The 19,158-nt window shown below is 71.3% G+C and carries 20 protein-coding genes; 6 read left to right on the forward strand and 14 right to left on the reverse strand.

Annotated features, from left to right (window positions below; genetic code table 11):
• Nucleotides 1-9 precede the first annotated feature (9 nt).
• From hemC to hemE, 8 genes are all read right to left on the reverse strand, one after another.
• Nucleotides 10-1,062, reverse strand: coding sequence for a hydroxymethylbilane synthase (gene hemC, locus DEJ04_RS00195; RefSeq protein ID WP_232536557.1), 1,053 nt, complete (start codon nucleotides 1,060-1,062; stop codon nucleotides 10-12).
• Nucleotides 1,059-2,291: a ferrochelatase gene (locus tag DEJ04_RS00200; protein WP_110863600.1), complete on the reverse strand. Its 1,233-nt coding sequence runs from the start codon at nucleotides 2,289-2,291 to the stop codon at nucleotides 1,059-1,061. Before DEJ04_RS00200 ends, hemC begins: the two co-directional genes overlap by 4 nt.
• Nucleotides 2,288-3,055, reverse strand: coding sequence for a hydrogen peroxide-dependent heme synthase (gene hemQ / locus DEJ04_RS00205; protein WP_250898093.1), 768 nt, complete (start codon nucleotides 3,053-3,055; stop codon nucleotides 2,288-2,290). Before hemQ ends, DEJ04_RS00200 begins: the two co-directional genes overlap by 4 nt.
• A gap of 68 nt (nucleotides 3,056-3,123) precedes the next feature.
• On the reverse strand, nucleotides 3,124-3,354 hold the full coding sequence (locus DEJ04_RS00210) for a DUF3618 domain-containing protein (RefSeq protein WP_111045619.1): 231 nt from the start codon (nucleotides 3,352-3,354) through the stop codon (nucleotides 3,124-3,126).
• 50 nt (nucleotides 3,355-3,404) lie between these two features.
• Nucleotides 3,405-3,863: a phage holin family protein gene (locus DEJ04_RS00215; protein WP_071404474.1), complete on the reverse strand. Its 459-nt coding sequence runs from the start codon at nucleotides 3,861-3,863 to the stop codon at nucleotides 3,405-3,407.
• Nucleotides 3,860-4,114 (reverse strand): hypothetical protein, encoded by a 255-nt coding sequence (locus DEJ04_RS00220; protein WP_017887727.1) that lies wholly within the window; start codon nucleotides 4,112-4,114, stop codon nucleotides 3,860-3,862. The genes DEJ04_RS00215 and DEJ04_RS00220 overlap by 4 nt, the downstream gene beginning before the upstream one ends.
• A gap of 100 nt (nucleotides 4,115-4,214) precedes the next feature.
• On the reverse strand, nucleotides 4,215-5,531 hold the full coding sequence (locus DEJ04_RS00225; protein ID WP_258371262.1) for an NAD(P)/FAD-dependent oxidoreductase: 1,317 nt from the start codon (nucleotides 5,529-5,531) through the stop codon (nucleotides 4,215-4,217).
• Nucleotides 5,528-6,664, reverse strand: coding sequence for a uroporphyrinogen decarboxylase (gene hemE, locus DEJ04_RS00230; RefSeq protein ID WP_111045620.1), 1,137 nt, complete (start codon nucleotides 6,662-6,664; stop codon nucleotides 5,528-5,530). The genes DEJ04_RS00225 and hemE overlap by 4 nt, the downstream gene beginning before the upstream one ends.
• A gap of 38 nt (nucleotides 6,665-6,702) precedes the next feature.
• On the opposite strand from hemE, the gene DEJ04_RS00235 reads away from it, so the two are divergent.
• Entirely contained in the window at nucleotides 6,703-8,025 is a 1,323-nt protein-coding gene (locus tag DEJ04_RS00235) for a glutamyl-tRNA reductase (RefSeq protein WP_110863603.1), read from the forward strand.
• A 35-nt stretch (nucleotides 8,026-8,060) separates the two neighbouring features.
• Nucleotides 8,061-8,459 (forward strand): NUDIX domain-containing protein, encoded by a 399-nt coding sequence (locus DEJ04_RS00240; protein ID WP_110863604.1) that lies wholly within the window; start codon nucleotides 8,061-8,063, stop codon nucleotides 8,457-8,459.
• Nucleotides 8,460-8,548: 89 nt separating this feature from the next.
• On the opposite strand, the gene DEJ04_RS00245 is transcribed toward DEJ04_RS00240, so the two are convergent.
• Nucleotides 8,549-8,824 (reverse strand): hypothetical protein, encoded by a 276-nt coding sequence (locus DEJ04_RS00245; RefSeq protein WP_071404469.1) that lies wholly within the window; start codon nucleotides 8,822-8,824, stop codon nucleotides 8,549-8,551.
• A gap of 99 nt (nucleotides 8,825-8,923) precedes the next feature.
• Here DEJ04_RS00245 and DEJ04_RS00250 point away from each other — a divergent pair, with 99 nt between their 5' ends.
• Nucleotides 8,924-9,595 carry a DUF4232 domain-containing protein gene (locus tag DEJ04_RS00250; protein ID WP_111045621.1) on the forward strand — a complete coding sequence of 224 codons (672 nt, stop codon included), beginning with the start codon at nucleotides 8,924-8,926 and terminating at the stop codon, nucleotides 9,593-9,595.
• Between the two features lie 114 nt (nucleotides 9,596-9,709).
• Here the strand turns inward: DEJ04_RS00250 and DEJ04_RS00255 are convergent, their stop codons facing one another.
• The 3 genes from DEJ04_RS00255 to DEJ04_RS00265 all read right to left on the reverse strand — a co-directional run bounded on the left by DEJ04_RS00255 (nucleotide 9,710) and on the right by DEJ04_RS00265 (nucleotide 13,878).
• Nucleotides 9,710-11,920, reverse strand: a complete 2,211-nt coding sequence (locus tag DEJ04_RS00255) for an MMPL family transporter (protein ID WP_111045622.1) — start codon at nucleotides 11,918-11,920, stop codon at nucleotides 9,710-9,712.
• 135 nt (nucleotides 11,921-12,055) lie between these two features.
• Complete coding sequence (locus tag DEJ04_RS00260; protein ID WP_111045623.1) at nucleotides 12,056-12,715, reverse strand: response regulator transcription factor; 660 nt, start codon at nucleotides 12,713-12,715, stop codon at nucleotides 12,056-12,058.
• Nucleotides 12,712-13,878, reverse strand: a complete 1,167-nt coding sequence (locus tag DEJ04_RS00265; RefSeq protein WP_111045624.1) for a sensor histidine kinase — start codon at nucleotides 13,876-13,878, stop codon at nucleotides 12,712-12,714. The genes DEJ04_RS00260 and DEJ04_RS00265 overlap by 4 nt, the downstream gene beginning before the upstream one ends.
• Nucleotides 13,879-14,007: 129 nt before the next feature.
• Between DEJ04_RS00265 and DEJ04_RS00270 the strand changes: the two genes are divergently transcribed.
• The 3 genes from DEJ04_RS00270 to DEJ04_RS00280 all read left to right on the forward strand — a co-directional run bounded on the left by DEJ04_RS00270 (nucleotide 14,008) and on the right by DEJ04_RS00280 (nucleotide 16,182).
• Nucleotides 14,008-14,202, forward strand: coding sequence for a hypothetical protein (locus DEJ04_RS00270; protein WP_111040032.1), 195 nt, complete (start codon nucleotides 14,008-14,010; stop codon nucleotides 14,200-14,202).
• 174 nt (nucleotides 14,203-14,376) lie between these two features.
• Nucleotides 14,377-14,796, forward strand: a complete 420-nt coding sequence (locus tag DEJ04_RS00275) for a GNAT family N-acetyltransferase (protein ID WP_111045919.1) — start codon at nucleotides 14,377-14,379, stop codon at nucleotides 14,794-14,796.
• A 60-nt stretch (nucleotides 14,797-14,856) separates the two neighbouring features.
• Nucleotides 14,857-16,182 carry a hypothetical protein gene (locus tag DEJ04_RS00280; protein ID WP_146248610.1) on the forward strand — a complete coding sequence of 442 codons (1,326 nt, stop codon included), beginning with the start codon at nucleotides 14,857-14,859 and terminating at the stop codon, nucleotides 16,180-16,182.
• Nucleotides 16,183-16,223: 41 nt separating this feature from the next.
• Here the strand turns inward: DEJ04_RS00280 and DEJ04_RS00285 are convergent, their stop codons facing one another.
• The gene (locus DEJ04_RS00285) at nucleotides 16,224-17,162 is read right to left on the reverse strand and encodes a serine hydrolase (protein ID WP_071404465.1); all 939 of its coding nucleotides are present in this window, start codon (nucleotides 17,160-17,162) and stop codon (nucleotides 16,224-16,226) included.
• Complete coding sequence (locus DEJ04_RS00290; protein ID WP_111045922.1) at nucleotides 17,162-19,126, reverse strand: M13 family metallopeptidase; 1,965 nt, start codon at nucleotides 19,124-19,126, stop codon at nucleotides 17,162-17,164. The genes DEJ04_RS00285 and DEJ04_RS00290 overlap by 1 nt, the downstream gene beginning before the upstream one ends.
• Nucleotides 19,127-19,158 lie beyond the last annotated feature (32 nt).

The raw sequence follows: 19,158 nt of genomic DNA on the forward strand, positions 1-19,158 counted from the left end.
GGTGACCGCCTACTCGGCCGGCGTCGCGAGGCCGGGGCCCGCGGTGTACGGCCCGTCCGTGGTGTCCTCGGCGACGGTGGTCGCCAGGTCGGCGAGGTCAGCGGCGCCGTTCTCGAGCAGCTCGGTCGCCACACGGCCACCGACCGCGAGTGCTTCGTCGAGACGCTCCTGCGCCGAGCCGTCGAGCACCGCCGCGTGCGACGCGGTGCGGTACTCGGTGCCGTCGGGGCGGTAGACGGTCGCGGACACGAGCAGCAGCTCGGCGTCCACGACGGCCGTCGCACCGATCGGGGCGGAGCAGCCGGCCTCGAGCTTGGCGAGGACCTCGCGCTCGGCCGTCACCGTCAGGCGCGTGGGGGCGTGCTCGATCTTGCGGAGTGCGGCGAGCAGCCCACGGTCGGTCTCGTCCGAGCGGATCTCCACCGCGAGCGCGCCCTGTCCGGGAGCACTCGGCCAGAAGCCGAGGTCGAGCAGTTCTGTGGCGGCCGACAGGCGGTCGATGCGCCCGAGGCCGGCGGCGGCGAGCACCACGGCGTCGAGGTCGTCGTCCACCCGGCCGAGGCGGGTGTCGATGTTGCCGCGGATGTCGACCACGTCGAGGTCGGGGCGCTGCGCACGGAGCTGCGCGGCACGGCGGGGCGAACCGGTGCCGACCTTCGCACCCTCGGGGAGGGTGTCGACCGTGGCGCCGTTCCGGGCGACGAGGACGTCACGGGCGTCCGCACGCTTCGGCACGGCACCGATCGTCAGGCCCGGGTACGGCGCAGTCGGCAGGTCCTTGAGCGAGTGCACGAGCACGTCGACCTCGCCCGCGACCAGGGCTTCACGCAGGGCGCTGGCGAAGACACCGGTGCCGCCGAGCGAGGCCAGGGAGGCACGGTTCGTGTCGCCCTCGCTCGTGACGGTGACGAGTTCGACGGGCCGACCGGCCGCCTTCGCCAGGCGGTCGGCGACGTCCTGCGACTGCGCGACCGCGAGCCGACTGGCACGGGTGCCGAGCCGGATCGGGGTCGGGCCGTCGGGCCCGGTGGCGCTGGGGTCGTTCACGGTCGTGTCGGTCACGGAGCGACGCCTGCGGCGGCGGGCTTGAACCCCGCTCGCACGTTCTCGCAGCACCCCGGACGGCACACGTCGTACCAGGGGCCGATGTCGGTCATGTGCGGACGCTCGGCCTTCGGCGTGCCGTTGACCCGCTCGAGCACCAGGTCGACGAGACCGGACACGTAGGCCGGGTCGATGCCGGGGGTCTGCGTGCGGAGCGACCAGAAGCCGAGCTCGCCGGCGGTCTCGGTGGCTTCCTCGTCGAGGTCCCACATGACCTCCATGTGGTCGCTGACGAAGCCGAGCGGGACGATCAGCACGGCACGGGTCGGGCCGCCCTTGAGGTCCTCGTTCATGTAGTCGTTGATGTCGGGCTCGAGCCACGGCTGCGTCGGGGGGCCGGAGCGCGACTGGTAGACGAGCTTCCAGGCGGGCTTCGACGTGCCCTGCAGGTGGGCGTGCTCGGGCTGCTCGAGGAGCTCGGCCCAGGCCTGGTCGAGGACGACCTCGCCGACGGCCAGGTGCTGCGCCTCGTACGCGCCGTGCTCGTCGAACCCGCGGTAGTCGGGGCCCGAGCGGGCGGCGTCGGTCGAGGGGATGGAGTGCGTCGAGAAGAGCACCTGCAGCTCGGTCGCGACGTCGAGGCCCTCGTTCTCGGCGATCGCGCGGGCCATGCCGTCGCGGACGCCGTCGATGAACGGGCGGACGAAGCCCGGGTGGTCGAAGAACTGGCGGACCTTGTCGATCTGGATGGTGTCGATCAGACCGGTCTCGTTGAGCACGCGGGCGTAGTCCTCGCGGTACTGCCGGCAGCTCGAGAACGACGAGTACGCGCTCGTGGCGATGGCGACGAGCTTCGTGTAGCCCTTGTCCGCCGCCTCGGTGAACGCCTGCTCCAGGTAGGGCTCCCAGTTGCGGTTGCCCCAGAGGACCGGCATGTCGATGCCGCGCGACGCCAGCTCGGCCTCGAGCGCGGCCTTGAGCGCACGGTTCTGCGCGTTGATCGGGCTCACGCCGCCGAAGTGGCGGTAGTGGTGCGCCACTTCTTCCAGACGCTCGTCCGGGATCCCGCGGCCGCGGGTGACGTTGCGCAGGAAGGGGATGACGTCGTCCTGGCCCTCGGGGCCGCCGAAGCCGGCGAGCAGGATCGCGTCGTACGCGGTCGGGGTCTCGACGTGCTCGGGCCCGGACGCCGCCGCGGGGGTGGCGGCGAGGACCTGGCCGTTCGTGATCATGCTGGTGTCGGTCATGACAGCACCTCCGGGAGTTCGGCGGTCGTCACGCGACGACCCGTGAAGAAGGGGACCTCTTCGCGCACGTGCATGCGCGCTTCGGTGTAGCGGAGATCGCGCATCAGGTCGACGAGGTCGACGAGGTCCGGGCTCTCGAGCGGCAGGATCCACTCGTAGTCGCTCAGGGCGAAGGTCGCGATGGTGTTCGTGAGCACGCGGCGGTACTTCGCGCCGGCGATGCCGTGGTCGCGGAGCATCTTCGAGCGCTCCTCTTCCGGCAGCAGGTACCACTCGTAGGAGCGGACGAACGGGTACACCGTGATCCACGCCTCGGGGTCCTTGCCACGCAGGAACGCGGGGGTGTGCCGCTTGTTGAACTCGGCCTCGCGGTGCATGGCCATGACGTGCCAGACCGGCTCGGCGTCCTGGAACAGGCCGGTGCGACGGATCTCGCGCAGTACGGCCTGGATGGCCTGTGCGTCGTCGCCGTGCAGCCAGACCATGACGTCGGCATCGGCACGGAAGGCCGAGACGTCGTAGAAGCCGCGGATCGTGACCCCGCGCTCGGCGGCGCTGGCGATCACGGTGTCGAGTTCGGCCACGGCGTCGTCGCCGACGCGGTGGACCGGGCCGAGCGGCCGGCGGAACACTGCCCAGAGGGCGTAGGCCGTCAGCAGGTTCGGGTCGATCCCGGAGTCCGGGTGACCGGCCTCGGCGGGTTCCGTGTGGGGGTGGTCGTGCGCGGGCACGGGCCCGGTGTTCGTGGGCGCGTCGGAGCTCATGGATCCATTGTCCTATCGGTTGCCAGGGTGTTGGCCGCCCCGCATCCGGTGGACCGCGCTCGGGCGGTCTACCGCCGTCGGAGCACCAGCACGACGATACCCCCGACCACCGCTACGCCGGCTGCGAGACCGGCCAGGTAGGGCACCGGCTTCTCGTCGAGGCCGCGCTTGAACTTCGACCCCGCGATCCCGATCTGCTTCGGGACGTTGAGCTTGTCCTCGATCGCGTCGAGGGTGTCGAACAGCTGGGCGCGGGTCGCGGCGACGCGAGCAGCGAGATCGTCGTGCGGGTCGGTCACGGTTCCTCCGTCGGTGGTGCGGCTGTCGGGGCTGTCGGAGCTGTCGGTGCTCAGGAGCGGCCGTCGACGTCCGGCTTGCGGCTGCCGTACTGCGTCGGCGGGGTCGGCTTCTTGCCGAGGCCCTTGACCGCGTTGATGTCGTCCTTGACGCTGGCGATCGTGCGCTTCGGCGTGATCGGCAGGCCCTTCTTCAGGCGCTTCCAGCCGATCAGGCCGAGGATCGCGGCGATGATCAGCATCACCACGGCCACCACCAGTGCGGCCAGCCACGCCGGCATCACGGTCGCGAGGCCCATCACGGCTGCGGTCAGCAGGACGCCGATCGCGTAGAGCACGACGACGAGCGCCCCGACCAGCAGACCGGCTGCGAGACCGAAGATCTTCGCCTTCGCGAGCATCTCGGCCTTGAGCAGGTCGATCTCGCCCTTGACCAGGCCCTTGACGAGCTTCGGGACGTCGCCGACCAGGCCGAACAGCGAACGCGACTTGCGATCGCGGGTGTCGGTCATGAGGTGGTGGTGTCCTTCTTCTGGCCGACCTTGCGGACGGCCTTCTTGGTCGTCTCACCGATGAACTCGGCGACGTCCGGGGTCTTGTCGGCGATGAAGTCTTCGGCGACGTGCACGCCCTTCTGGACGCCGTTGCTGTTCCAGACCTTGCCGCTGACGGTCTTGATCTGCTCGTACCGCGCCCGTCCGGCTCGCGATCCCAGGACGTACCCGAGTGCGGCGCCGGCGACGAACAGGAGCTTTCCGCGCATGTGCGATTCCTCCGTGCATTGGTTGTGCGGTGGTCATGCACCGAACGGAATACGTCCGGCGGTCTCACCAACAGTAGCCCTCAGGGGCTGCGCGGTCCGCTCAGGAACCGAGGATCTCGTCGGCTGCCGTCCGAGCGGCGGCGATGATCCCCGCCAGGCCGCGTCCGGTCGAGGCCTCGCCGATCCCGACGACGCCCTCGGCCAGGCCGGCCGCGGTGAGGTCCGGTCCGTACCAACCGACGCGTGCGGCTCCGCTGACGCGGTCGGCCGTGACCGGCACACCGAGCAGTGTGGACGCGTCCTGCAGGGCTCGGCTGCCGACGGGGTCGGTCGGGTCGACCGGGAGGCTCGTGGCGACGCCCGCAGGGTCCGTCGCGGTGGCTGCGTAGCTGAGCCGCAGGACGTGGCGTCCGTCCGCCACGTCGGCCAGCCACGGCCACTTCACCGTTGCGTGCGTGAGGGCCTTCGCCGACACGGCCTGCGCGTCCGGGTGCACGAGCATCCCGGTGCCTCGCGGAGCGGCGTCGAGCTCGGGCTGGTCGACGACGAGCGTGACGAGCTGGATGCCCGTCCGGTCGGGGGCAGCGGCACGCTCCGGGTCGGCGACGGAGGACAGGGTGTGCTGGGCCGGCAGCCGTTCGGTCGTGCCGTCGGCGCCGACGATCTCGACCGCGTGCGCCTCGATGCGGGTCGCCCGGGTGTGCAGCCGGACGTCCACCCCGTAGGTCGCCAGGTCGGCGACGAGCTCGTCCACCAGGCGCACCGTCCCACCGCGGATCCCCTGCACCGGGGTGCCGGCGGCCGCGCGTGCCCGCAGCGACAGGACGGCGCGGGCGAGCGAGCCTTCGCGCAGCAGTGCGGCGCGCAGGCCCGGGGCCACCCGGTCGGGGTCGAGCTGGTCGGGGTGGGTGGAGTGCACGCCACCGGCGATCGGCACCACGAGGTCGTCGAGCACCCGCTCCCCCATGCGCCGGCGGACGAGTTCGCCGAGCGAAGAGGCCTTGGCACCCACCGGTGCCGGCAGCAGCGAGTCCATCTGGGCGCGCAGGCCGCCCTTCTGCCCGACCACGGCCAGCACGTCCGCGGCCATCGGGGTGCTCGGGATGCCGAGGAGCCCGGTCGCCGGGATCGGGGAGGTCCGGCCGTCGCGGGTCATCAGCCAGGCGCCGCGGGGGTCGGGGGCGACGACGTCGTTGCCGAGCCCGAGCTCGATCGCCAGGCGGCCGACGGCGTCCGTGCGGGTGGCGAACGAGTCGGCCGCCATGTCGAGGTCGATCCCGCCGACGGTGTGCCGACGGATCATGCCCCCGAGCGCACCCGAGGACTCGACGAGCACCACGTGGGCGCCGCCCTTGGCGAGGTCACGGGCGGTGACAAGCCCGGCGACCCCGCCGCCGACCACGACGACGTCGGTCACGCGCCGGCTCCGTCGTGCGCTGCACCGTCGTCCGAGCGGCCGTCGCCGAGCGAGTGGACCAGCTCGACCACGCGGGTCAGGACGTCTGGATCGGTCTCGGGCGGGACCCCGTGGCCGAGGTTCACGACGTGGGCCCGTGCGGCGCCACCCCGACGGACGACGTCGCGGACGTGCGCTTCGAGGACGTCCCACGGCGCCGAGAGCATCGCCGGGTCGATGTTGCCCTGCACGCTGACGCCGGTGCCGACGCGCTGGACCGCCTGGTCGAGCGGCAGGCGCCAGTCGACCCCGACCGCGTCGACGCCCACGGTGTCCGTGCCGAAGGTCGTCATGTCGGCCAGGACCTCGCCGCTGCCGACGCCGAAGTGGATGCGCGGCACCCCGAGCTCGGCGACGTGCGACATCGCCTGCGCGGAGTGCGGTGCGACGGACCGGACGTAGTCGGCGCGGGAGAGCGACCCGACCCACGAGTCGAAGAGCTGCACGGCCGAGGCCCCGGCGAGCACCTGTGCCCGGAGGAACATCCCGGACACCTCGGCGGCCCAGGCGAGCAGCCGCGACCAGGTCTCGGGGTCGGCGTGCATGAGCGTGCGGGCGCGGATGTGGTCCTTCGACGGGCCGCCCTCGACCAGGTAGGCGGCGAGGGTGAACGGCGCCCCCGCGAAGCCGATCAGCGGGGTGTCGCCGAGCTGCTCGACCGTGCGTCGGACGGCCTGCTCGATCGGGGCGAGGGCCGCGGGGTCGAGCTGCTCCAGGGCGTCGACGTCGGCGGGGGTGCGGATCGGCGACGAGAGCACCGGGCCACGACCGGGGACGATCTCGACGTCCACACCGGCGAGCTTGATCGGCACGACGATGTCGCTGAAGAAGATGCCCGCGTCGACCCCGTGCCGGCGCACCGGCTGCAGGGTGATCTCCGACGCCATCTCCGGGTCGAGGCACGCGTCGAGCATGGCTGTGCCGATCCGAAGCTCCCGGTACTCCGGAAGGGACCGTCCGGCCTGCCGCATGAACCACACCGGGAGCGTCTCCGGACGGTCACCCCGCAGGGCCCGCACCAGGCGGGAACCACTCGTCCGCCCTGATGCCAGGGGGTGGGAGTCGGGGAGGGATGTGGTCGTCGCTTCGGTCACCGGATGATTCTCCCATCGAGCGCGTTACCATTGACTACGTGCTCATCTGTCTCACGGCGTCGCATCGCAACGCCAGCTTCGATCTCCTGGAGCGACTGAGCATCGGTGCACCCGCGGCAGCCAGCCGACTCGTCACGGATGCCGGCGTCCTGGACGGTGCAGTGGTCCTCGCGACCTGCAACCGCTTCGAGGCGTACCTCGACATCGCGGGCGACGAGAGCGACTCCGCCGTCTCCGCCACCGTGCAGGCCGTGGCCGCCGCAAGCGACCTGGACGCCACCGAGGTCCTGGACTCCGTCAACGTGCTGGACGGCAAGGACGTCGTGCAGCACCTGTTCGCCGTGTCGAGCGGACTCGAGTCCGTCGTCGTCGGCGAGACCGAGATCTCCGGCCAGGTCCGTCGCTCGCTCGAGGACGCCCGGTCGAACGGCACCACCACCTCGGACCTCGAGCGCCTGTTCCAAGAGGCCGCGCACACCTCGCGCGGCGTCAAGACCCGCACCCGCATCGGTGCCGCCGGCCGGTCGCTCGTGCGCCTCGGCCTCGAACTCGCCTCGTCGCGGGTCACCGACTGGGCCCGCACCCGCGTGCTGCTCGTCGGCACCGGCAGCTACGCGGCCACCACCATCGCCGCCCTGCGTGACCGTGGCGCCACGAACATCCAGGTGTTCTCGCCCTCGGGCCGGGCGCCCTGGTTCGCCGCCAAGCACGACCTCGTCGCCGCCCGTGACCTGCGCCAGGCCATCGGCGAGAGCGACGTCCTGATCACCTGCACCTCGAGCGAGGTCCCGGTCGTCGCGCCGGCCGACCTCGACGACGGGGTCCGCCGCATCGTCATCGACCTCGGGCTCCCCCGCAACGTCGACCCCGCTGCCGCCGGCGTCGACGGCGTCGAACTGCTCGACCTCGAGACGATCAGCATCCACGCCCCGATCTCCGAGCTGAACGCCGAGTCCGAGGCCCGCGCGATGGTCGACGACGCCGTGTCACGGTTCCGCGCGCAGGCGATGGAGCAGTCGACGACCCCGGCGCTCGTGGCGTTCCGCAAGCACGTGTTCGACATCCTCGACGACGAGATCGAGCGGGCCAAGCGCCGCGCGGACGCCGACGGCGAGTCCGTCGAGCACACCGAGCGGGCGCTCCGGCACCTGGTCGGCGTCCTGCTGCACCGTCCCTCGGTCCGCGCTCGTGAGCTCGGTCGCGCCGGTCGCGGCGAGGAGTTCGTCGGGGCGATCGACTCCCTGTACGGCGTCCGGCCGGAGGCCGAGCCCGAGCTGCCGTCGCCCGTCGTCCCGCTGGCCGACCGCACGGCACTGGACCCGACCGCCTCGGATCGCGACGACCAGGCGGACGCGAGCTGAGCCTCCAGACAGGCTCGCAACCACCCACGCTGCGCGTGAGTGCGCTGCTGCTGGTGCGTGACCGACGCGTCCTGATGGTGCGCGCCCGGGCGCGCGACGTGCTCTACCTGCCCGGCGGCAAGGCGGAGCCGCACGAGACCGACGTCGAGGCCGCCGTGCGCGAGGCGTACGAGGAGACCGGCCTGCGGCTCACCGCCGACGACGTCGACCCGTTCGGCGTCGTGCTCGAGCCCGCCCACGGGCAGGCTCCGGGGACGATGGTCGCGATGACGCTGTTCCTGGTCCGGCCGGGAGGCCCGCTGGACTCCGCCACGCCCGTCGCCTCCGCCGAGGTGGACGAGGTCGAGTGGGTCACCTCCGTGGACGCGGACCGCTGCCCGCCCGCGGGCGTGGAGACGCTCCGCCGCCTGGTGGCGGCGGAGCTCATCGACTGACCGTCAGGCGCAGAGCGACGACGCAGAGGAGCCCATACTCAAGGATGAGTACTCATCCTTGAGTATGGGCTTGCATCGGCTCGGGTTCGTCAGGCCTTGTCGGTGTCGGTGTACTCCCCGACCTCGCCGTTCTGGGCCGGCTCGGCCTCGCCGGGAATGTCCGAGTCGACGTACTCGCCGTCGGGTCCGGTTCCGGTCGGACGCGTCTCGCCCGGGATGTCGCTCGAGACGAACTCGCCGACGGGCTCCGTCGACTCGACGTGCTCCTCGCCCGGGATCTCGCTGTCCGTAAAGGCTCCGGCGCGGGGTTCGACCCCGTCCGCGCGACCCTCGTCGCCTCGTGCCTGTTCGTGCTTGCCCGTCATGTCCGACCTCCGCTGCTCGGGTTGCTTGCCTCGGAGTGTGCCCGTGGTCCCTGGACGCCGACCGAACCGGATGCGGCGTTCGGTGGTTGCCTGTGCACCATGCAACGCAGCAGCCGATCGAAGTTCCTGCTCGTCGTGACCGGGCTCGTCGCCGTCGGGACACTGGCGGGGTGCGCCTCGGACGGGCAGCCCGCCGCCACCGAGACCGTCACGGCACCCGCGCCGTCGCCGTCCGCGTCGGCGTCCACGCCGCAGTCGTCCGAGGAGTCCGCCTCGGCGGCACCGTCGTCCGGGTCCGGTTCTGGGCCGTCCACCGGTTCGTCTTCCGGCGACCGGTGCGCGGTGTCGTCGCTCGCCGGACGCATCGAGGCCGGCAGCGGTGGTGCCGCCGGCAGCGTCATCGTGCACCTGGTGCTCGAGAACACCGGGTCGACGACCTGCACCGTGCAGGGGTGGCCCGGCGTCTCGTTCGTCGGGGGTGGCACCGGCAAGCAGATCGGAGCGGCGGCCGTCGCGGAGAAGAGTTCCCCGCACCCGACCGTCACACTCGCTCCCGGCAAGACCGCCGTCGCACCGCTGAAGATCGTCCGGGCCGAGAACTACTCGGCGGGCGACTGCTCGCCCAAGACCCCGGACGGCTTCCGCGTGTACCCGCCCGGGTCGAAGCAGTCCCTGTTCGTGAAGGACACGGACTACCAGGCGTGTGCGTCGGCTGATGCCTCGCTGCTGTCCGTGCAGGCGTTCGTACCGGAGGGGCAGGCGACCTCGTAGCGGTGAGCCGGGCGGTCTCGGCGGGTCCCGAGCACGGGCTGCTGCCGCCACGGACGGACCCGTCCCGCTGCGATCTCAGCGGGACGGCTTCTTCGGTCTTGACGTGCTGACCGACTAGCTGACCGGCACCGGGATGGCCCCGGTCCCCCGGTCGTGCTCGGGAGCCCGGTCGAGTCCGTGGCCCTCGGTGTCCAGGTTCGGGATGACCTTCTGCATCCACTTCGGCATCCACCAGGCTGCTTCCCCGCAGAGTGTGAGGAGCGCCGGCATGATCATCATCCGCACCAGGAAGGCGTCTGCGAGGACCCCGACGAGCAGCCCGACGGCGATCGAGGCAGCGACGGCCATCTCGCTCGTGGCGAAGCCGGCGAAGACGACGGCCATGATCGTGGCTGCTGCGACGAGGACGGTGCCGGACTTGGTGAACCCGGAGAACACGGCGTCCTTCGGGCTGAGCCCGCGGGAGTGTTCTTCCTTCATCCGGGACACGAGGAACACCTGGTAGTCCATCGCCAGCCCGAACAGGACCCCGACCAGGATGATCGGCAGCAGGCTCAACATCGGGTCGCCCTGGGGTGCGGCGATGAGCGGGTCGAGCCAGCCCCACTGGAAGATCGCGACCGATGCGCCGAACGCCGCCCCGACGGAGAACAGGTACCCGAGGGTGGCGAACAGGGGCACGAGCAGGGATCGGAACATCACGATCAGGAGCAGGAACGACAGCGCGACGATCACGATGATGTAGGTGATCAGTGCCCGGTTCATCTGCGCGGTGTCGTCGAGCCCGATCGCGGTCTCGCCGGTCACCTCGACGCGCACGCCGCTGATCGCCGTGGTCTCGTCGCGGATGTCCGTGACGAGCTGCTTCGTGCTCTCGGCGATCGGACCGCCGGTCGGGATGACGGTGAGGAGTGCGGCGTCGTCGGTCTTCGTGACCTGGCCGGGGACGACGGCTTCGACGTGGTCGAGGCCCGTGATCTCGTCCTCGACCGCGGTGAGGTTGCTGGTGACGTCGTCACCCTGCACGAGCACGAGCAGCGGGGACTGGATGCCGCCGAACTCGTCGACGATCAGGTCGTAGGCCTTCCGCTCCGACGACGTCGGGTCGGAGCCACCGGGGATGTTGGAGGCCGTCTTCATGTCGAGGACCGGTGCGGCGACGAGCCCGAGGACGACGACGGCGCCGAAGAGTGCGAGCCACGGGCGCCCCGTGACGAACCTGGCCCACCCGCGGAGGAAGTTCTTGCGGTTCGCGGGACGCTGCGGGATCGGCTGGCCGGCGGCGAGGAGTTCCCGGTGCTTCCGGGGCAGGGCGCGCAATCCGAGGGTCCCCAGGATGACGGGGAGCAGCGTGAGGGCCATCAGCACCGCGATCAGGACGCTGAACGCTCCGGCGAAGCCCATCACGGTGATGACCTCGTTGCCGGTCACGACGAGACCCACGAGGGCGATGATGACCGTGAGGCCCGCGAACACGACTGCGGTGCCCGCGGTGCCGGTGGCCCGGGCGACCGCGTCGACGACGCTGCGTCCCTCGCGGAGCTCCGAGCGGAACCGGGTGAGGATGAACAGCGTGTAGTCGATCCCGACCGCGAGGCCGAGCATGGTCGCGAGCGTCAGGGTGGTCCCCTGGATCGGGTTGATCGCGGAGTACGCGAGGACACCGACCGTCCCCACGGCGACCCCGGAGATCGCGACGAGCATGTTCGCTCCGGCGGCCAGGAGCGAACCGAACGTCAGGAACAGCACCAGGAACGCGACCAGGATCCCGATGACCTCGCCGGGACCGAAGGTGGCGTAGGTGTCGCCGAACAGGTGTCCGCCGACCTCGGCGTGGAAGGCAGCACGGTGGTCGGCTGCGAAGTCCAGGACGGTGTCGTACGTCTTCTCCTGGTTCGCCTCGGTGACGCCGGAGAAGGTCAGCGTGGAGATGACCGTGGTGCCGTCCTTCGAGACCATCGGGTTCCGCTGGGCGAACGGGTCCGAGACCCTCTGCACGTGCGGAAGGCGCTTCGCGTCGGCGAGGACTGCCTGCACCTCGGCGGCGGTGGCCTGGTCGGTCACCTTCGCGCCGTCTCGCGCCTGGAGGACGAGCTGCAGCGTCTTCGCGTCGCCCGACGACGAGGAACCGAGGTCGAACTTCTCGTTGACGACGGTGAGCGCCTTCGCGGCGGCGGTCTTGTTGCCGGCCGAGCCGGTGGCACTGGTGTCCATGCCGGCGGCGGTGACCGCGGTGAGGCCCGCGAAGAGCACCAACCAGACGGCGACGATGATGAGCCGGTGCCGGGCGCTGAAGCGTCCGATCGCGGCGAGGACCTTGGGCATGATGCTCCCGGAGAGAAGAAGAGGAAGCCACGCGGAGACCGTCGCGGCGGGTACTCCTCAATGCTCCGAGCAACGCTTCGTCCGGCCGTCGTCCCGTCGGAGCGACGGACCTACTGCGTCCGCAGTAGGTCCGGGTCAGTCGACGAGTCCGGCGCGGTAGGCGAGGGACACCAGCTGCGCACGATCACGGACGCCGAGCTTCGCCATCGCGCGGTTGGCGTGGGTCTTCACGGTGTAGGGCGAGACGAACATCTCCCGGCCGATCCGGTCGTTGTCGCCACCGCGGGCGATCGCCACCACCACGTCGTGTTCACGCGGGGTCAGCGCTCGGAGACGTTCCTGCGCATCGGTGTCGATGACGCGGTCGGACTGGGAGCTGACCTGCGCGATGACCGCGGCCTGCGCAGCCGCGGAGAGTGCTCCACCACCGAGGACGACCTCGTTGATGCCCGCCACGAGCTCGCGGGGTCCGACGGTCTTGCCGAGGAAGCCGTTCGCGCCGGCCCGGAGCGCCGAGACCACGATCTCGTCCTGCTCGAACGTCGTCAGGATGACGATGCGGAGCTGCTCGGCGGAGAACCGATCACGGAGGCGGCGTGTGGTCTCGACGCCGTCGATCCCCGGCATCCGCACGTCCAACAGGACGACGTCGACCGTCGTCGTCTCGAGGAACCGCAGGGCCTCGAAGCCGTCGCCGGCCTCGCCGACGACGGTGAGGTCGTCGTGCGCCTCGAGGATGGTGCGGAGCCCGACGCGGATCATCGCCTGGTCGTCGACCAGCAGGATCGTCGTCACGACAGCTTCCTTCCGTCCAGCGCCAGCACGGCGTGCACGACGAACCGATCGGTTCGCTCGTCGACGTCCAGTGTCCCGCCTGCGGCCCCGACGCGTTCGCGCATGCCCACGAGCCCGAACCCCGAACCCTGCGTCTGCTTGGTCCGCGGCGCGCGTGGGTTGTCGGAGACCACGTGGAGTCGACCCTGCTCGGCGCGGACGGTGATCGTGACCGGGCCGGTCCCGTACCGGTGTGCGTTGGTCAGGGCCTCCTGCACGACGCGGTAGACGGTGACCTCGACCACGGGGGCGACCGGTTCGTCCGGCAGCTCGACGTCAGCCACGACGTCGAGCCCGATCGACGTGAACGACGACACCAACGCGGGCAGCGAGCCCAGCCCGGCGACCGTCTGGTCCGGAGCGGCATCCCGTGACCGGAGGAGCTCGAGGATCTGCTGCGTCTCGGCGGTGACCATCCGCAACGCCTCTCGCGCGTCGCCTGCTGCGCGTGCTGCCGTCACCGGGTCGCGGTCGACGGTGACCTCGACCGCCCCGAGGTGCATGCTGGCCACCGCGATCTGGTGACCGACGACGTCGTGCAGGTCGCGGGCGATGCGGAGTCGCTCGGCGTCCACGCGTCGGCGCGCTTCGAGGTCCCGTGACGCGATCGCCTCGCGGGCTTGCTCCCGCAGGGCCGACCAGTACCGGAGCTGTGCCCAGACCGCGGCCCCCGTGGCGCCGGCCGCCGCACACGCCGCGACCGCCGCCAACGCGTCCGTACTGACCAGCCCCGCGCCGGACTCCACCGCGACCACGAGGTAGAGCGGCAGCGCGGTCGCGACGACCATGCGGAACGGGGCCGCACCGCGGAGGGTGACGGAGAACAGCGCGAACACCACGATCGTCCACCCCACGATCGGGTCCCACCCCTGCACCGCTGCCACCGCACAGCCGACCACGGTGAGCAGCACCCCCGGCCACGGGTACCGACGAGCCACGGCAACACCGGCGATGCCGAGCAGCACACCGACCAACGGGAAGACCCCGGCACCCGCGACGAGGACTCGGACGATCTCCACCGCCGCACCGGCCACGGCGAGGCCCGCGGCCAGCTCGGGCAGGAGCGCCGGCGACCGGAGCCACCACGGGTTCGGTGGCAGCACGAGATCACCGTCGTTCGTCATCCCCCGAGTCTCCTGCTTCCACCTCACCGACACGTACTGCGGACGCAGTAGGTTCGACGATCCGCGACGACGACGAGGCGCCGCGTCCCGATCCGGAGGATTGGCACCAATCCCACCGGAAGGCACCCCATGACGATCATCACCGCTCCCCGTTCCGCACCGACGACGCGACGGCACTCCCTCACCCGCGCACCGCAGCTCACCGCGTGGGCCGCCCTGATGGGTGTCTCCGAGGTCGTCCGCTTCGCCGGGTTCATGACCCTGCTCATCGCGATGGGCGTCGAAGCCGGCGCCCGACGCGTGATCGACCACGAGGAGGCATGAGCGTGCGTCCCATCCGCCCCGAGGACATCACGCTCCCCGACACCCGATCGATCGACATCACCGCGTCCATGCGCGAGGCCGAGTCCGGCGGAGCGGACTCCGCCGATCGCTGACGGTCGCCCCGGTGCGATCCCGAGGCCGCATCACGCGTCCGGCTCGGGCACGATGGGCACCGTGACCACCACGATCAGCGACGAACGACCGGGCACCGATGAGCTGGTGGCGCTGTACGACGCCGTCGGGTGGACCGCGTACACGCAGGACCCCGCAGCCCTGACCGCGGCGATCGCCGGCTCCCACACCGTGCTGACGGCCCGCGACGACGACGGGCACCTGCTCGGCCTGGTCCGCACGGTCTCCGACGGGGTGACGATCGTGTACGTGCAGGACGTGCTCGTCCTGCCGTCCGCGCACCGGTCCGGCATCGGTGGTGCACTGCTCGACGCGGTCCTGCAGCGGGACGCCGGCGTTCGCCAGACGGTCCTGCTCACCGACGACGAGCCGGGGCAGCGAGCGTTCTACGAGTCACGAGGCTTCGTGGAGGCCCACGACGTCGAACCGCACCCGCTGCGTTCCTTCGTGCTCCTGCGCTGAGCGCGGATGGGTCTCGCGACCGATTCCACGCGCCAGCAGGGCGTTCCTAGACTCGGACGCATGGGGGCTCGCGCACGGACACGTTCAGCGGCAGCCCTCGCAACCGCGCTCGGCGTCGTGCTCGCCCTCGCCGCGTGCACGTCGCCACCGCCGCCGGCTGGGTCGGAATCGGCACTCGCGAAGCTCATCACCCGGATCGAGCGGTTGCCCGGGGTCGACACGGCCGAGGGCGAGATCCGTCAGGTCGACGCGAAGGACGACCCGCAGAACTGGATCACCTCGCTCGAGGTGCAGGCCGACACGACGGACCTCGCCGTCGCCGAACGGATCCGGCACACGGCAGCGCGGGGCGTCACCGGCACGACGCTGTCGGTGACCGTGGACGTGCCCCGCGGCCGGGCGTCGGCGCCGGTCGCAGTCGACCCGATGGACCCCGACGTCGTCGACTTGGCCGGACGGCTGCGCACGGAGCCCTTCGTGCACCGGCTGTCGGCGGCCCCGTCACGTTCCACGATCTGGCTCGTGCCGGGCGTCAGCTTCACCGACGCCGTCGCGCAGGCCCGTCCGATCGTCGTTGGCCACCCGGCCTCGCTGGACCGTGGTGACGTTTCGGTGGGGATCACGGCGACGCACCCCGGGCGAGCACTCCTGCGCACGATCGACGGGTTCGACCGCGACGGTGACCACGACGTCGAGGGCCTGTACTACTCACCGGGCACGACCTACGCCGACGCTGCGCAGGCACCCGCAGACGAGCACGGAGCGGCTCCCGAGCCCGAACGGCCTTCCCTGTCGATCTACGGCGACAGAACCGGTGCCGTCGCCGACGTCCTCGTCCGGACGAAGGACGAAGCCGCCGACGCACACCGCGCTCCGCGCACCGCGTTCTCCGTCGGCATCGACGGGACGAGTGGCTGGCTCGGACTCCCCCTCGACGCCGAGAAGCCGCAGGACGCCACTGCCCCGGGCACCCCGACGTCGGGCCCGTCGCCGACCCCGTGGGTGCCCGCCGACGTCAGCGACCGGGCCGCGACGCTCCGGGCGTTCCTCGAGCGCTCGGCCGAGGCCGCCGGAGTCCCGGCGACCGTGACCACGGGCACCGAACAGTGCGCGCCGCCCGGATCGACCTGGTCACCCGATGCGACCGGCACCCGCGCGACGGCGTTCAGCATCGTGCCCGTGTTCCAGATCGTCGACGACGCGCAGGAGCCGTTCGACGCCGTGACCGCGCTGTGGACGTCGGAGGGCCTCGAGGTCAGCGGCCGGGCGATGGGGCGGGACTACTGGTCGACGTCAACGGATGCGGACCCCGCCACGGCGAGCATCCGCGGCACCGTCGACGGGCTGAGCCTGAGCGCCGAGTCGGTCTGCGTCCCCCGGTCCTGACACGGAGACACCGCACCCGCCACGAACAGCATCGAACGCCGTCAGCGCCGCGCAGGCGCGTGCACCGCCTCGAGCACCTCGGTCCCCATGGTCCGCAGCGCCTCGACCACGGCCAACCGCCGCTGCAACGAAGCATCGTCGAACGTGACGGTCACGGCGTAGCTGACCGACGACCCGGGCCCCCGCAGGATCCCCGCCTCCGCCCGCACGCCCGTGCTCGACCCGGTGACCGCGACGACCTGCAGCCCGTGGTCGAGCGCACGGTGTGCCAGGGGGTCGAGCCCGAAGGACCCGGCGACCAGGTTCAGGTCACTCGCCAGGGACAACCAGCCGAGCACCCGGTTCGACACCGCCTCGTCGACGACCTCGCCGAGCGCCAGTCCGCGCATCACCCACGACAGCTCTCCGGTCGGTGCGACGGAGGCGTCGGGGGCGTCGTCCGGGCCGCGGCGGTCCCGCACCCGGTCGATCAACGCGGTGCGCTCGATCCCCAGGGACTCCGCGCGCTCCCGGACGGCGTCGATGCCGACGGTCGACAGCAAAGCGTTCATGGCCCAGGCGTCGGCGGTCGCCCCGACCAGGGTCGCCAGGTCGGGCACCTGCATCGTGGGCTCCTGCAGGAACTGCCACAGGCCGGCACCGGTCGCGGTGTCGCGCGCCATGCGCTGCAGGCGGTCGCCGTGCAGGCGGCCGTCCTCGAGCTGGGCGGCGACCTCGATGAGCAGCAGCACACGGCCCAGGCTCGCGACCGGCTGCACCAGGGTGTCGTCGATCGCGAGCAGGGCCTTGCCGCTCGAGGTGTCGATCACCGAGGCACTGACCCCGGCGCCCTCGAGCGCGAGGGCGCCGAGGGCCTCGGTGGTGGCGGTGAAGCGGTCGTCGGCCCGGCCGCTGTGCCGCCCACGACCGCGGCCGCCACCTGCTGGGCGGTCGTCCGGTCGCCGGCGGCGCGATGACCGGGCCGCGTCCGGCTCCGTCATCACCAGATCGCGACGCGCTCGGCGGGGTCGAGGTACATCGCGTCCTGCTCGGTCACGCCGAAGGTGTCGTACCAGACGTCGATGTTCCGCACGACCTGGTTGCAGCGGAACTCGTTGGGCGAGTGCGGGTCGATGCTCAGCAGACGAGCCGCCTCTTCCGGGCGGATCGCCATGCGCCAGGCCTGGGCCCAGCTCAGGAAGAAACGCTCGGCACCGGTGAGTCCGTCGATGACCGGGGGCTCCTGGCCGTCGAGGGACAGCAGGTACGCCTTCCACGCGATCGACAGGCCACCGAGGTCACCGATGTTCTCGCCGATCGTCAGGGCACCGTTCACGTGGCTGTCGGGCACCTCGGTCGGCACCAGGGAGTCGTACTGGGCGATGAGGGCCTTCGTGCGCTCCTCGAACGCCGCGCGGTCGGCCTCGGTCCACCAGTTCTCGAGCTTGCCGTCGCCGTCGTACTGCGACCCCTGGTCGTCGAAGCCGTGGCCGATCTCGTGCCCGATGACGGCACCGATCGCGCCGTAGTTCGCGGCGGCGTCGCGGTCTGCGTCGAAGAACGGGAACTGCAGGATCGCGGCCGGGAACACGATCTCGTTGAAGCCGGGGTTGTAGTACGCGTTGATCGTCTGCGGGGTCATGAACCACTCGTCGCGGTCGATCGGCTTGCCGATCTTGCCGAGCTCGCGGTCGACCTGGAACGAGGCGACCGCGCGGACGTTCGCGACCAGGTCGTCGGAGAGGACGGGCAGCGCCGAGTAGTCGCGCCACTTCACCGGGTAGCCGATCTTCGGCGTGAACTTGTCGAGCTTGTCGAGGGCACGGGCACGGGTCTCGTCGGTCATCCAGTCGAGCGCCGTGATGCTCTGCCGGTACGCCTCGACCAGGTTGGCGACGAGGTCGTCCATCTTGGCCTTCGAGGTCTCGTCGAAGTGCTCCTGCACGTAGATGCGGCCGACGGCCTCGCCCATCGCGCCCTCGACCAGCGAGACGCCGCGCTTCCAGCGGTCGCGCTGCTTGGGCGCGCCGGTGAGTGCGGTGCCGTAGAACGAGAAGTTCGTGGCCGAGAACGCGCTCGTCAGGTACGCCGCGGACCCACGGATGACCTGCCAGCGCAGCCAGTCCTTCCAGACCTCGAGCGGCTGGTCGTTCAGCAGGTCGGCCAGGCCGGTGATGAACGAGGGCTCGCGCACCACGACGGTCTCGAAGGCGCCGGCCGGGGCGTCGATGGCCTGCCACCAGGTCTGCAGGTCGACGCCCTTCGCGAGCGCGGCGACCTCGGCCCAGGGCAGCTTGTTGTAGGTCTTCTGGCTGTCGCGGGTCGTGACGTTGTCCCAGTGCTGGGCGGCGAGCGCCGTCTCGAGTGCGATGACGTGCTCGGTGCGGGCACCGCCGTCGTCGAGGCCGGCGAGCGGGAACATCGCCGCGACGAACTCGCGGTACTTCTCGCGGATGTCGGCGAAGCGCTCTTCGCGGTAGTAGGACTCGTCGGGCAGCCCGAGGCCGGACTGCTCCAGGAACACGACGTAGGACTCGGGGTCGCCCGGGTCGTTGTCGACGAAGAGCTGCAGGAAGCTCGGCAGGCCGATGCGCTCGAAGCGGCCGACGGCGGCGATGACCTCGGGCACGGACTGGATCTCGGTGATCTCGGCGAGCAGGTGCTCGATCGGTGCGGTGCCGAGCTCCTCGAGCCGGGCTTCGTCGGTGAACGAGGTGAAGAGGTCGCCGACCTTGCGCTCCTCGGTGCCGGGGGCGGCCTGCTGCGAGCGCTCGATGATGTCGCGCACGGCGATCTCGGCGGCTTCGGCCAGCACCGTGAAGGAGCCGTACCGGGCCTTGTCGTCGGGGATCGGCGTCGCCTCGATCCAGGTCCCGTTCACGTGGCGGTACAGGTCGTCCTGGGGGCGCACCGCGGGGTCGAGTTCGTCAGTGTGGATGCCGGAGGCACGTGCGACGTCGGTCATGCGGTCCACGATAGCCACCGACCCCATGGGGC

The organism is Curtobacterium sp. MCLR17_044 (assembly GCF_003234435.1).
Taxonomy (GTDB): Bacteria; Actinomycetota; Actinomycetes; order Actinomycetales; family Microbacteriaceae; genus Curtobacterium; species Curtobacterium flaccumfaciens.

Bases quoted from the DNA above. Each gene is read 5' to 3' on its own strand.
- DEJ04_RS00215 (WP_071404474.1), bottom strand. From the start codon at position 3,863: ATGACCGACACCCGCGATCGCAAGTCGCGTTCGCTGTTCGGCCTGGTC.
- DEJ04_RS00265 (WP_111045624.1), bottom strand. From the start codon at position 13,878: ATGACGAACGACGGTGATCTCGTGCTGCCACCGAACCCGTGGTGGCTC.
- DEJ04_RS00245 (WP_071404469.1), bottom strand. From the start codon at position 8,824: ATGACGGGCAAGCACGAACAGGCACGAGGCGACGAGGGTCGCGCGGAC.
- DEJ04_RS00220 (WP_017887727.1), bottom strand. From the start codon at position 4,114: ATGCGCGGAAAGCTCCTGTTCGTCGCCGGCGCCGCACTCGGGTACGTC.
- DEJ04_RS00200 (WP_110863600.1), bottom strand. From the start codon at position 2,291: ATGACCGACACCAGCATGATCACGAACGGCCAGGTCCTCGCCGCCACC.
- hemQ (WP_250898093.1), bottom strand. From the start codon at position 3,055: ATGAGCTCCGACGCGCCCACGAACACCGGGCCCGTGCCCGCGCACGAC.
- DEJ04_RS00285 (WP_071404465.1), bottom strand. From the start codon at position 17,162: ATGACGGAGCCGGACGCGGCCCGGTCATCGCGCCGCCGGCGACCGGAC.
- DEJ04_RS00280 (WP_146248610.1), top strand. From the start codon at position 14,857: ATGGGGGCTCGCGCACGGACACGTTCAGCGGCAGCCCTCGCAACCGCG.
- DEJ04_RS00270 (WP_111040032.1), top strand. From the start codon at position 14,008: ATGACGATCATCACCGCTCCCCGTTCCGCACCGACGACGCGACGGCAC.
- DEJ04_RS00255 (WP_111045622.1), bottom strand. From the start codon at position 11,920: ATGCCCAAGGTCCTCGCCGCGATCGGACGCTTCAGCGCCCGGCACCGG.
- DEJ04_RS00250 (WP_111045621.1), top strand. From the start codon at position 8,924: ATGCAACGCAGCAGCCGATCGAAGTTCCTGCTCGTCGTGACCGGGCTC.
- DEJ04_RS00290 (WP_111045922.1), bottom strand. From the start codon at position 19,126: ATGACCGACGTCGCACGTGCCTCCGGCATCCACACTGACGAACTCGAC.